The 12047-nt window shown below is 57.0% G+C and carries 17 protein-coding genes; 12 read left to right on the top strand and 5 right to left on the bottom strand.

Annotated elements, in window-relative coordinates; all coding sequences use genetic code 11:
• Window positions 1-1058 precede the first annotated feature (1058 nt).
• From K5K89_RS15320 to K5K89_RS15280, 9 genes are all read left to right on the top strand, one after another.
• On the top strand, window positions 1059-1496 hold the full coding sequence (locus tag K5K89_RS15320; RefSeq protein ID WP_222539683.1) for a hypothetical protein: 438 nt from the start codon (window positions 1059-1061) through the stop codon (window positions 1494-1496).
• Complete coding sequence (locus K5K89_RS15315) at window positions 1493-1684, top strand: hypothetical protein (RefSeq protein WP_155002907.1); 192 nt, start codon at window positions 1493-1495, stop codon at window positions 1682-1684. The genes K5K89_RS15320 and K5K89_RS15315 overlap by 4 nt, the downstream gene beginning before the upstream one ends.
• Window positions 1681-1875, top strand: coding sequence for a hypothetical protein (locus K5K89_RS15310; protein WP_222539682.1), 195 nt, complete (start codon window positions 1681-1683; stop codon window positions 1873-1875). Before K5K89_RS15315 ends, K5K89_RS15310 begins: the two co-directional genes overlap by 4 nt.
• A 158-nt stretch (window positions 1876-2033) precedes the next feature.
• The gene (locus tag K5K89_RS15305) at window positions 2034-3128 is read left to right on the top strand and encodes a hypothetical protein (protein WP_222539681.1); all 1095 of its coding nucleotides are present in this window, start codon (window positions 2034-2036) and stop codon (window positions 3126-3128) included.
• Window positions 3128-3871: a hypothetical protein gene (locus tag K5K89_RS15300; protein ID WP_222539680.1), complete on the top strand. Its 744-nt coding sequence runs from the start codon at window positions 3128-3130 to the stop codon at window positions 3869-3871. The genes K5K89_RS15305 and K5K89_RS15300 overlap by 1 nt, the downstream gene beginning before the upstream one ends.
• On the top strand, window positions 3868-4431 hold the full coding sequence (locus tag K5K89_RS15295; RefSeq protein ID WP_222539679.1) for a siphovirus Gp157 family protein: 564 nt from the start codon (window positions 3868-3870) through the stop codon (window positions 4429-4431). Before K5K89_RS15300 ends, K5K89_RS15295 begins: the two co-directional genes overlap by 4 nt.
• A 7-nt stretch (window positions 4432-4438) precedes the next feature.
• On the top strand, window positions 4439-4684 hold the full coding sequence (locus tag K5K89_RS15290) for a hypothetical protein (RefSeq protein ID WP_222539678.1): 246 nt from the start codon (window positions 4439-4441) through the stop codon (window positions 4682-4684).
• Complete coding sequence (locus K5K89_RS15285) at window positions 4681-5151, top strand: hypothetical protein (protein WP_222539677.1); 471 nt, start codon at window positions 4681-4683, stop codon at window positions 5149-5151. The genes K5K89_RS15290 and K5K89_RS15285 overlap by 4 nt, the downstream gene beginning before the upstream one ends.
• Window positions 5152-5220: 69 nt before the next feature.
• Entirely contained in the window at window positions 5221-5544 is a 324-nt protein-coding gene (locus K5K89_RS15280) for a hypothetical protein (protein ID WP_222539676.1), read from the top strand.
• Window positions 5545-5694: 150 nt separating this feature from the next.
• Here the strand turns inward: K5K89_RS15280 and K5K89_RS15275 are convergent, their stop codons facing one another.
• Window positions 5695-6291, bottom strand: coding sequence for a DUF6338 family protein (locus tag K5K89_RS15275; protein WP_222539675.1), 597 nt, complete (start codon window positions 6289-6291; stop codon window positions 5695-5697).
• Window positions 6292-6400: 109 nt separating this feature from the next.
• On the opposite strand from K5K89_RS15275, the gene K5K89_RS15270 reads away from it, so the two are divergent.
• Window positions 6401-7033 carry a hypothetical protein gene (locus K5K89_RS15270; protein ID WP_222539674.1) on the top strand — a complete coding sequence of 211 codons (633 nt, stop codon included), beginning with the start codon at window positions 6401-6403 and terminating at the stop codon, window positions 7031-7033.
• A gap of 22 nt (window positions 7034-7055) precedes the next feature.
• Here the strand turns inward: K5K89_RS15270 and K5K89_RS15265 are convergent, their stop codons facing one another.
• Window positions 7056-7352, bottom strand: coding sequence for a hypothetical protein (locus tag K5K89_RS15265; protein WP_222539673.1), 297 nt, complete (start codon window positions 7350-7352; stop codon window positions 7056-7058).
• 107 nt (window positions 7353-7459) lie between these two features.
• Between K5K89_RS15265 and yejK the strand changes: the two genes are divergently transcribed.
• Window positions 7460-8467, top strand: a complete 1008-nt coding sequence (yejK, locus tag K5K89_RS15260) for a nucleoid-associated protein YejK (protein WP_222539672.1) — start codon at window positions 7460-7462, stop codon at window positions 8465-8467.
• Between the two features lie 383 nt (window positions 8468-8850).
• Here the strand turns inward: yejK and K5K89_RS15255 are convergent, their stop codons facing one another.
• Together K5K89_RS15255 and K5K89_RS15250 are read right to left on the bottom strand one after the other, a co-directional pair.
• Window positions 8851-9351, bottom strand: coding sequence for a hypothetical protein (locus K5K89_RS15255; RefSeq protein ID WP_222539671.1), 501 nt, complete (start codon window positions 9349-9351; stop codon window positions 8851-8853).
• A gap of 102 nt (window positions 9352-9453) precedes the next feature.
• Window positions 9454-10113, bottom strand: a complete 660-nt coding sequence (locus K5K89_RS15250; protein ID WP_222539670.1) for a hypothetical protein — start codon at window positions 10111-10113, stop codon at window positions 9454-9456.
• Between the two features lie 37 nt (window positions 10114-10150).
• Here K5K89_RS15250 and K5K89_RS15245 point away from each other — a divergent pair, with 37 nt between their 5' ends.
• Window positions 10151-11749: a DNA cytosine methyltransferase gene (locus K5K89_RS15245; protein ID WP_222539669.1), complete on the top strand. Its 1599-nt coding sequence runs from the start codon at window positions 10151-10153 to the stop codon at window positions 11747-11749.
• Here K5K89_RS15245 and K5K89_RS15240 read toward each other — a convergent pair.
• Window positions 11740-11973, bottom strand: coding sequence for a hypothetical protein (locus K5K89_RS15240; RefSeq protein WP_222539668.1), 234 nt, complete (start codon window positions 11971-11973; stop codon window positions 11740-11742). The genes K5K89_RS15245 and K5K89_RS15240 overlap by 10 nt on opposite strands.
• Window positions 11974-12047 lie beyond the last annotated feature (74 nt).

The following is a 12047-nucleotide window of genomic DNA, read 5'->3' as shown; positions in this document are numbered from 1 at the left end:
CACCACCGGCCCAGATTCAAAGGCAGCGATGAACCGGCCTAAACGGTTCAGAGGGTTGGCAACTGACCCGGGCGTGCAGCGTAAAGCGCCAAGAACAGTTATCCAGCGGGAGAACAAGCCGAAAGGCCCGCGGCTGGAAGAACATTTGATTCAAGCCGGCGACCGACGCCAGTAGCGGGTCACGGCGGAAAGCATCACTGAGCAGCCTTCTTGCGAGGGCTGCTTGGGATGACAACCGAGGGCAAGACGATGAACAAAGTAATTCACATCACAGGGCATGGTGAGCTGCAGGTGTTTGCGGACGAGAGCCTGGCCGCCTGCATTCGAGAGGCGAACAGGCTCAACGCTGAGCGTGGATTCACCAGTGGCGTTCGTGTTGTTGAGTGCGCAGACGGCCATCGAATGACGGCGGCTGACTGCAAGGCTACCGCATGACGGATCTTTTCACTGATGCCCATCCAGAGCGGTGGGCACTGGGAAAATTATTGATAGCAGCGTGACCTCTGAAGCTACGTTGAATTTCAATTTCCAGATTTCAACCGCTGCCAGCACTCAAGTGACGCGTTCGAAATAAGCGTCCACTTCACCCACCTCTCGCCGCACGCAATGCAATCCATCGGCAATCCATCTCGCAATTTCTCGCGTATGGACGGCCCACTACGCCTTAGTCGCGCGGTTTCGAAATCAGGAAGGTTAGTTGGCTGAGAGCAATTAAAACAAACCATGATTTTTCACTCACTGGAACGTGGAGTCGAATTCAGACTACGTGCAAACAGTGCTCGTAAACAGCTATCGACCCCATAGCGATGGGCCGCTCCAATTGATTCCTTGATGTGCAAGAAATCGGGGCTTGTTACTGCCCCCCCCCTCCCCGAACATCGCGACAAAGCGGATAAATGCGCCGGGTTTCCCGCCGCGCTCAAGCTTTTATCCGGCCATCTGCACTCGCTTAGCCGCCTCTATTACGTCAGCACTCCTCCCCCGCGCCCATCGGCAACCAGCGGGAGGCATGAGTGTTGACGAATACAGGTGAACAACCCGCCACTTTGGAGGCGACCATGAACGCAGCATTGAAGATATGCCAGGAGCGGTTCGACGCTCAGTTGCCTCCAGAGGTCAGCGAGGCGAGCGCGGAGCAGGAGTGGCTGGAACACTCGGCCGAGCAGTTGGTGTGCGGAATGGACATCAAGTGGAAACGCCGCTACGGCCAGCCGCAGGTGGTGACGTTCGACCGGTTCTGCACCTACCTGCAAGGCGTCCTAAATCAGCGTCAGATCGACGGCCTGGACCAGCGCGATTCGTTCGCCCGGCTGTTCCTGTCTTCGATCCTGGGCAGCCAGGCCGATTCACGTGGTCATGCTGCTGACCTGATCGGCCAGCCCCGCCCCATCGAAGCCGCCGAGAAGGTCGCCATGGACCTGCTCAGGCCCTACGCCGCCGATGCAGTGGCAGCAGAACGGGAAGAGGCCGAAGACGATGTGGATGCAGATCTATGAGCCCGCACATCCTGATCGATGAGGCGCTGGAGGCCCTGGAGCATCCCGCCAGCGAGCCCGGCGCCCAATCCGTCGTCGTGCGGATGATCACCAACATGCTCACCGGCGACGCAATCACCGTCGAAGAATTCAACCACTACTGCCAGCGCCTGCTGAAAATAACCAGGCACCGCAAGGAGGCTGCATGACCACTGCACCGTTTAAATCACTGATCGACGAGCAGCTCGACGACATCGAGCGCCGCATTGCCATCCTGGGCTTCGGCCTCCCCTTCAATGAACTGATCGGCCGCAAGCGTGAAGACTTGGTGCGGGATCTGCCGCAGCGCCTGGCGCCGACAATGAAGGGCGGGCGGATCGCGGTGAGGGTTAGGCCTTGACCACCCACCAGCGCACCCGGCGCCTGCTGATCTGGCGCGGATCCTTCTCCGCCCTCTCCGTCTGCACATTCCTGATGTTGCTCAGCGCCCTCGCTGATCGAATTACTCAATAACCAATACCTCACAGCGCCCCGCAAGGATGGCGCGGGAGTATCGCCATGCTCGCAGCAATTGCAGATCGCATCCGTTCCAAGTCCTACGAACTTCCTCTGTCCCGTGATTACGTCCGTCACTGGGGCTTGAAAGAGGCCATCCGGGAACTGGTACAGAACGCCCTGGACAGCGAATCGCCGTTTGAATACGCATTCGCCGATAGCCAACTGTTCATCACCAGCCGCTTTGCAAAGTTGGAAGCCAGCACGCTGGTGCTGGGCAGCACTTCCAAGGCTGACCGTTCGGATGCCATCGGAAGTTTCGGCGAGGGCTACAAGATCGCCCTGCTGGTACTGACCCGCAACGGCTACGACGTGAAGGTCCTCAACGGCAATAAACAATGGATGCCTGAGTTCCGACATAGCGACCAGTTCGACGCTGAGGTGCTGTGCATCAACGAGACTCCAGCGCACCGGCAAAATCAGGGCGTTGAATTCATCGTGTCTGGCCTCACCGAAGATGACGAAGCTGAGATTCGCAGCATGTGCCTGCGCATGCAGCCTCCCATGAGCGACGTCATCGGCACCAAGTACGGCCACATCCTGCCCTCACGCCCAGGAAAGCTCTACGTCGGCACGCTGTTCGTGTGCGACACCGATCTGACCTACGGCTACGACATCCTCCCTGAACACCTGCAGCTTGAGCGCGACCGCCAAACGGTCAGCGGGTGGGACCTGAAACAGGTGTCGAAAAACGCTTGGATCGACACCGGGCGCCTGGATGAGATGGCCGAGAAGATCGAGGCAGGAATTCCTGACGTTGAATATGTCGAGTACGGCAGCACCGAGCTTGTGCGGGAGGCCTGCTATAGGTTGTTCCAGCAGAAACACCCCGGCGCCATTGCCGTTCAATCCCAGGAGGAGCTGAACAACCTGGTCAAGCAGGGCATGACCAACACCGTGGTCGTGCGCGGAGCTTACTACTCCCAGGTTGCCAATTCGACCTCGTACAAACAACAGGTATCCCACGTCGTTGCCATCCAGACGCCCAAAGCCGCCCTGGAAGAATGGTATCGCGACAACAAAAAATACATGAGCAGGCTGCCGGCGGCTTCCTTCAAGGAGCTGGCCAAGCGTGCTGACGGCTGGAGGAACAAGTGATGTCCGAGAACACCAGGATATGGGATCAGGTCGAAACTACCGACCCCGAGGTCACCAAAAAATTTACCGGCGCAGGCGGTTTCAAGGGTACCGCTATCAGGCCCACTTACCTGATGCATCGGGCCACAGAGCTGTTTGGCCCGTGCGGTGAAGGCTGGGGCTGGACTGTCCTTGAGGATCGCTTCGACGAAGGCGCTCCGCTCCAGGCACCGACGAAAGAGTGGCCAGGCGCTCCGATGATCTGCGCAAAGGTACACACCGTAAAAGTAGAGCTTTGGTACACGGGCAAGAACGGGCAAAAGTGCACGATCCAACAGTACGGCCACACGCCTTTTGTATACCTGCAGCAGGGGAAAATCCTGACTGATTGGGATACGGCGAAAAAGTCCCTCACCGACGGCATCGGTAAGTGCCTGCAAGCCTTGGGCTTCGCAGCTGACATTTACCTGGGCATGTTCGACGACCCCACCTACGTCGACACCATCACCGAAGAATTCAAGATCGAGAAGGCTGAAGACAAAGACGCCGAAATTCTGCGCCAAAAACAGGAGCGCATTGACTGGCTCGCCTCGGCCGTCGAGACCATCGACAAGGCGGTAACCGCCTACGAGCTGAAAACACTGAACGTGAAATACATTCGTGAGGCAACCCGCCGTAACGAGCCGGCTTTCATCGCGCGCATCACCCGGGCGTTCGAAGAGCGCAAAGCCACCCTGGAAAAATCGACTGAGGACGCAGCATGACTCAACTCTACGCACTGACCGGCAAGCTGGCTGAACTCCAGGCCATGGCCGACACCGACGATGAAGGCCTGAAAGAAGCCCTTCAGCATGCCATGGACGAAGTCCAAGGCGACTTCAACGACAAGGCCGACAACATCGTTATGTTGCGCCGCAATATCGAAAGCGACGTGACGGCAATCGAAAACGAAATAGACCGCCTGGCCGAACTCAAGCGGATCAAGTCCAACAGCGTGTCACAGATCAGCGACTACCTGCGCCGCAACATGGAAGCTGCAAACATCAAGTCGATCAAGCGTCCGCTCTTCACCATCACACTGGCCATGGGCAGCGAACGGGTGATCGTAGACAACGAAGATGCGGTGCCGGACGAGCTGACCACTGTGAAATCGAGCATTGCTCCGGACAAAAAGGCCATTGCCGCCAAGCTCAAGGAGATCCGCGAGCATAACGAAGCGGTGCGCAAGCGCATGGCTGCCGGTGATGATGCTGAACATGAACTTCTACCCGAACCTACCTGGGCTCACTTGGAGCGCGGCGACAGTTCGATCCGAATCAAGTGAGGTCGCCATGTACGTCAGCAACCACCTCAGCATGGTCGAGCAGCACCGCCAGGACGCTTACTCGATATCGGAGCGCACGGCGGAGTTCTTGGCCGCTGGCGGGACGGTCGCGCAGTTGCCAAGCCCGCCACGCAAACCGCTGCCACCACCCCACTCCACCAAGATCGATCCCGAAACGATCCTCAAACGCCGCGAGCCGCCTATCACAGCGGCAGAACGTAAGGCGCTGCGCAAACTCGCGGAGGCATTATGAGCAAGCGCAAGCCGCATAACCTTCAGGCCCGCATCGCTCGGTCGTGCCGGTCATTGCTGGCATCCAACCACGTCGCAGTTGTGAACATCGACCCCAGCGGCCGCCAGGGCATGATCAATTACAAGTCGCTGAAGAACATCGCGCCGGGGAAGATTGGCCAGGCCGTCTGCGGTATCCCCCACCGGTGGACGATATACCTCAGCGCCCTATGCATCGACGCCCGCGGCGACCGCTACAGCAAATCGGTGGAGGTGGCGCCCGATGGTGTTTACCTCTCCGACCACCTGGACGACGTGATCGAGCATTGCTACAAGAAGCTGCGCGACGAGGCAAACCAAAGCCAGATGGTGGCTTCGGGCTGGATCGCCATTCCCGAAGCGATGTCGCTGGACGAGGAACACGCTGCGCGGATTTTCGAAGCGGTCGGTGCCTGGCGCCAGATGAAGGTCGATTCATGCGCCGCATAGCCCGCATCCAGCAACGCAAACGTCAAACCTGGCTCGCACTGCCGGCCAGCGGAATAGAAGAGGTAGGCCATGGCGAAAACACCGAAGGAACGCTCGGCCAAAACCGCCAGGAAGCGCGTGGCGAATGCCGAAGAGGAATTGAGGCTCAGGGTTCGCCCAGGCACGCGCCAGGCCCTGGCCGACCTGATGGAGTGGTCAGGCATTACTGAGCAGGGCGAAGCGATGACGCTGATGATTCATCACCTGCACGCCATGGGCGCTTCGAAATGCCAGCCTTTACTGAATCCGCCGCGCCACGAAATCGAGATATCGCAAATCGTGGCGCGGGAATTCCGAAATAAAAGCCTTCTCGCCATCCAGAAAGACCCGGGCGACGAGATCATCGAGCCCTAGACTAGCGTCGGTTAGGTGCGGGCGGCGCAGCCGGTGCTGGCGGACGAACGCTCGTAGGGCTAGGAGGATTCGCGTTATTTTGCTGGCGATCGTTTCCAGGCCTTACAACATGTACTGGCATTGGTGTTGGGGCTTTGCTTGTCATAGGTATCACCAAGTTTTAGGAGTGAATTCAACCCAAAGTACGTTTGAAGCATCTACCACCAGCAGTTCAGCCGCAAGTGGCAGCTCTTTCCCTGTGCTGTCAAGCCAGGATGGCTCCTGGATGACAAACTGCCCTTGTTTCGGCTCAGAAGGCCACTCTAAAGGCCAGCCGTAAAGGCGTCTCTCATCCACGAAATGTAATACAACGAAACGCTTATGGTTGGCGAAGGCACTAAACCACTCAGTTGGGTAGGACGTTTGCACGGTAATGTGCTTGTCCCTCAACCAAAAGTGAAGTTTATCGTTGTTAGCGAGATAGCAGGCGAGAAGCCCAAGAGTGAGCGAAACAACGAATGACCAGAAAGCCTCAACTTTTAATCCCCAGCCTCCAATCGCCAACCAATTTTCTCCAAGCCAGAACAGCCCTGTCTTGATCAGCACCACAGCGCTATGGATGACAAAGGTGAAAATCAGGGCTTGTACAATCTGGCCGAATGTATCGGGCCTTCTGAAGGCTGTTAGAGAGTAGAAGATCCATGCGGTGAGGAACCCTGGGATCAAATATTGTAGTAACGGGATCACTTCTTTAACCAGATCATCCATTCGAGCTCAACATCCAATGTTTTCAAACTAGGTCTCCCCCTAATACCTCAACCCAAACCAAATTGCCACCATCGGTCACCGGAGGGCGGCGCCTGACTGGAGATAATCCATGGAAGATGAGTTCTATCTGCAAGACAGCCGCAGTCACGCCTACGTCGGCGACGGGTTGTCGTTCTGGGGCTTCGGTGGCTCAGGGTATGTCACCGACTTGGCCAAGGCGCAGGTGTTCACCCGGGACGGCGCTTGCGATCACCGCGACACTGACATCCCCTGGCCCAAGGCCTATGTGGACGCCAGGGCACGAGTCGGCGTCGATTGCCAGAATGTCAAATTGAGCGAGGCGCTGGACCAACACCCCGACGCAGCCGAGTTTTACATCCAGAAGCCGCAGTGCTGGAACGGCAACAACTTGATTTGGCTTTGCGAAGATGGCGTGTTCACAAGCGACCTTTCCAAGGCTGTGGTGGTGCCGAGAGCTCACACCGTGACCTGGATCGGTAAGCTCGGTCAATCAGGTGCAGTGGTCTGGCCCAGGCCCTACATAGACGCGCATAGCCGACGGTTGGTCGAACGCGATGACGTGAGCATCAAGGAAGCGTTGCGCGGCACCAGCATCAAGCTGGCCAAGCCGAAAAAGCCGCGAATGATGATGTTCAATTGTGATGGCTGCGGCCGGTTCATCAGTGACGCGCAGCGCTACCGCGAAGACTGCCGGAACTGCGGCGCGAGCAACACGCCTTGAGGGAAAGGCCCACAGAGCTTAATCACTTTTGCATTATAAGGACGATATCAATCGCATCAGTCGATCCTTCGGGGAGGGTTTCCGGGATTGTTGAAACCACTTCGGCGTCATGGATTCCACCGCCAACCAGATCAATCGTCGCCTGCCCGGCCCCAGTTTCGTTTGACCCGAAACCATATTGCCCAGACTTCAAACTGATTTTATAGGTGCCGTCCGTAGACCGCACCAAGTAAACAGGCTCGTTGCCTGCTGACTTTTGATAAATCAAATGATCTGTGCCGCGATTCACGAACAAGCTCTGAATTTCCTGACGAGACATTTTTTGCTCCTTGATCCGGCTCCATGCCGGTCACCCGTAATACCCCAACCCAAACCAAATTGCCACCACCGGCCACCGGAGGACGGCGCTTACATGAGGTAAACGAAATGCCTGTACGCCATAGCGTCATCCACAAGATCGACAAGAAGCCTGATGGAAGCCCGGCTATCCTGTTCTTGGGTGCATCCGAACAGGTCGAAAGCCAGGCCCCCGACGACCTGATGAGCCAGCTCAACGAAAGCTACAACTCCACGGCAGGCAAGGGCTGGGGGTTCTTCCACCCAGAATCAGGCGCTTTCCCGTTCAGCGGCTGGCTCGGCAAGTACCTGGCCGGCGTCACCGACTTCCTTTCGTTCAGCACCACCGCCGTCGAACACCTGACCAAGCTGATGGAAGAGTCGAACCTCACTACCGGTGGGCACGCCCTCTTCTGCCACTACCAGCAAGGCATGACCGATTACCTGGCGATTGCCCTGGTGCAGGAAACCGAAGCGGTGACCATGACGGAAGAGCTGGCCCTGATGACGGTGAAGCGCCTGGACCTGGACCACATCCGCCTGGCCGCGCGCATCAACATCAGCGAATGGCAGAACAACCAGCAGTCGAAGCAGTACATCTCGTACCTGAAGGGCAAGCAGGGCCGGCGGCTGAACGATTACTTCCGCGACTTCATCGGCTGCCAGGAAGGGATCGACGGGCCGGGCGAAACCCGAACGCTGCTGAAGGCGTTCAGCGACTTTGTTGAAAGCGAAGATCTGCCAGAAGAGTCGGCGCGCGAGAAGACGCGCACCCTGGTCAGCTACTCCATGGCCCAGGCTAAGTTGGGCGAGCCGATCACCCTCGACGGGTTGTCAGGTCTGATCGACGAAGACCGGCCGAAGAGCTTCTACGACTTCGTCAAGGCGAAGGACTACGGGATTTCCGAAAGCCTGCCGCCGGATAAAAAGACACTCAACAAATTCCGGCGCTTCACCGGCCGGGCCGAAGGAATGTCGATCAGCTTCGAGGCACACCTGCTGGGCCACAAGATCGAGTTCGACGAAGCCGGAGGCACGCTGACCTTGCGTGGACTGCCGACCGAGCTAACCGAACAACTCAAACGGGCGGGCGGCTGATTCAAGGAAGCGACGGGTCAGGCGGATATGGGCCCATCACTTTATGGATGTTGGGCCAAACCATAAATGCCTGAGTGACTTTTTCGCCGCGCTGGCAGTAGACCAGAAATTCGGATTTGCTCCCTCTGCTGACGCGGTATCGGTATTTACCACAACCCTCAACATCCGCCTCAGAAAGCGCGCGCGTGATTCCTGGGTTGTCGGCCTTAACCCATGGTGCGGGGTATTGCTCCTCCAGTGAGCTGGCAGAAACAACCAGCGGGAGTAACCCGCAAAAGGCAATCCACATTCGTTTCAAATTTCGCTCCCTGATCCGGCTCCATGCCGGTCACCCGTAATACCCCAGCAAAGCCTGATTTGCCATCACCAACTCATGACGGAATTTAATAGGTGCCGATTGAATGGGCCATCATTAGATGCGGATTGGCTTTCATATACATCAGCCACTTGTCTTCAATGCCGGCGTCGACGAAGTGGTCAACGACCTGAGGGAGTAACCAGCACACCGTTTGGAGCAGTAAGTTGTCTGACCCTCGCGGCGCTTTTTCTTCGTAAATGTAGCGAAGACTTTTGAAGACGTCCTTCTTGCTTTCCAACAGACCGACCTGAGAGGCTAGTCCGACCTTTTCCGCAACATCAGCGGGAACCTGATTGTAAAGCCCAATCAGATCGTGCCCATCTTTCAACTTTATGTGCCTGGTGCTGTACTGTTCGAGCACCGTTCCTCTTCTCGGATTATCCACTGCCTCGACCAGCAGGCTCTTGATCAAAAGCTCCATGGCCAATGCAGCGTTAACCTCGCTCTCGTAAGAAAGATGCGCGTTAAGAAGGATTGCTGATGCCTTCGCGTACCTGTAAGCGGACTCCAACACCCAGATCGCCATGTCCACTCCTCAAGCGTTTTGGATAGATTTACCAATACCCCATATCAACAAATGACGCCAGCCGTTGAGGATCCACCACGCCTATCCATCGTTTACGAGCATTTACGCACCGGTGGCCTTTTTTCGCTTCAGCAACCACGACATTTTTGGGAATATCAATCTTCGACCGAAACCAAGGTCGTTTTTAGTATCCACCCAAGCCTGTTCGAGTTCCGCCCTTAGCAAATCGCGGTATTCTTTTATTTTTTGAAGCGGTTTAACTGTAGGACTTTCATGCTCAACTCTGATCGCCAACAAGTTAGCTTCACCACCGAACTTTATTAGTTTTCTAGAACGCTCATCATTTCGACTTAAAAGAAGATTAACTCTCGCACGCAGTTGCGACATCCTAGCGCACGCTTTGTAGTAGTCATCGGAGCCTTTAAACCCTTCTTGCTTTGAGTTCATATTGACAACATATGTCATAAGAGAAATCAATTCTGCGGCCGCTTCTCTAAGCTCGGCCATCCAATGATGTCTGAAATTACTCAAATTCCCTTGAATTTGATTCCTCTGAACGCCAATCGTTAACCACGCCACTAAAAGCGCTACTATCACTCCAGCTGCAGCCGGAACAACTGTTGCCCAGTCCGTGCCTGAGTCGACATGTATATATATTGGCGAATCTTTAACGCCGATCTCAGTGCCAACTTGATTCGTCAATACTTGCCCTTCGTACTTGATATCAGAAGCGTTTAGTTCAAATGACTTAGGTAAGTCCATATCTTAGCCCGAGTTTAAATCAAGAAGGATACACCATATGGCCATCACTTATGGAAGCGTGTGCAGCGGCATCGAAGCCGCGACACAGGCCTGGCACCCGCTGGGCATGCGCGCCGCCTGGTTCGCCGAGATTGAGCCGTTCCCCTCGGCGGTCCTGGCCCACCACTACCCCGACGTGCCGAACCACGGCGACATGACAAAGCTGGCCGCCCTGGTGCTGGCCGGCAAGATCCCGGCGCCGGACGTGCTGGTCGGCGGCACCCCGTGCCAAGCCTTCTCGGTTGCCGGTATGCGCGAAGGCCTCACCGACCCGCGCGGTGCCCTCACCATCAAATACGTGGAGCTTGCAGATGCAGTTGACTATGTTCGAGCCGGCCAGCGAAAGCCCGCCAGCGTCATCGTCTGGGAGAACGTCCCAGGCGTCCTCAGTGACAAAGGGAACGCCTTCGGATGCTTTCTTGGTGCGCTTGCTGGGGAAGACTGCGAGCTGCAGCCTCCGGGGAAGAAATGGCAGGACGCTGGTTGTGTGTATGGACCCAAAAGAACAATCGCGTGGAGGGTCCTGGACGCCCAATATTTCGGCCTGGCCCAACGACGCCGTCGTGTGTTCGTTGTCGCAAGTGCTCGAGACGGGTTCGATCCCACCGAGGTACTTTTTGAGCGCGAAGGCGTGCGCCGGGATACTGCGCCGCGCCGAGGCGAGAAAGCGGACTCTCCCGCCGGCGCTCTTAGAAGCACTGACGGCGGCAGCGATGTCGACCACGCAATAGCAGGTCATCTGCAGTCAGTAGCGTTCGGCGGCGGCGCCAACTGCGAGCAGACCCAGGTAGCAACAGCCCTTAGCGCACACCCTGGCGGTACAAGGATGGATGCTGAAACCGAAACGTTCGTCGTGACCGCACCGCTCACAACAAACCAGTACGGCGACCATGAGAGCCGGGAAAGCCTACTGGTCGTGGCAGGCACGCTTCAGGCCAACGGTAAGGCGGCCGGCAGCGCAACCCAGCAGGATGCCGAATCAGGCTTGCTGGTGGTGCATGGCACGCAAGACCCCGGCGTCAGTGACAAGCTCGCCTTTGCCCTGGGAAGGAACAACGGCCAGGAAAATGCCGTTCTGGCCTTCTCCTGCAAGGATCATGGTGCTGACGCCGGGGAAATCTCCCCCACGCTCCGCGCCATGAATCACTCAGGCAGCCATGCCAACGCCGGCGGCCAGTTAGCCGTATGCATCACCGGCGACATCACCCACACGCTGAAGGCTGAAGGGTTTGATGGTAGTGAGGACGGCACAGGACGGGGCCAGCCGATAGTCACTCATGCAATCCAAGCTGGCGCTCTGCGCACAAATCCAGCCAGTGGACCAGATGGGGTGGGGGTCCAGGCAGATCACGCTTACACGCTTGAAGCCCGCGCCGAAGTTCAGGCTGTACAAGCAGGCACCTCTGTACGGCGACTGGTACCCGGCGAGTGCGAACGCCTCCAAGGCATGGCCGACAACTACACGCTGATCCCCTGGCGCGGAAAGCCTGCCAGCGAATGCCCGGACGGCCCCCGCTACAAGGCGATCGGCAACAGCAAGGCCGTTACCGTGGTTCGCTGGATCGGTAAAAGACTGCTTAGGCAGCTTCAGGCATAGATGGCAACAGATGAAGTAATCAGTGGCGCGGGGTTGGTCACTCGATTTATCGCCAGCCACTGCCTTGTTTGTTGCACGTCAAATGATTGGCCGTTGTTTTTCATCGTCGCGAACAACGTGCCTGAAACCCGATAGCGCCCGCATCCGTCCTCGCAATTTCTTTCTTGATAGTCGTCGATAGGCTGGACGGTTTCAGCCGCGGCACCGCAAATCAAACAAGCCATTTTCTGATCCTCCTTGTGAATGACCAACCAACTTTAGCTGGTCTCTCCAGATCCACCACTCCACCGCCCGGGCA

Origin of the sequence: Pseudomonas sp. DR208 (genome assembly GCF_019823005.1) — a bacterium.
GTDB lineage: Bacteria > Pseudomonadota > Gammaproteobacteria > Pseudomonadales > Pseudomonadaceae > Aquipseudomonas > Aquipseudomonas extremorientalis.
Note: the sequence above shows the minus strand (reverse complement) of the source record. Positions and strands in the feature narration are given on the sequence as shown.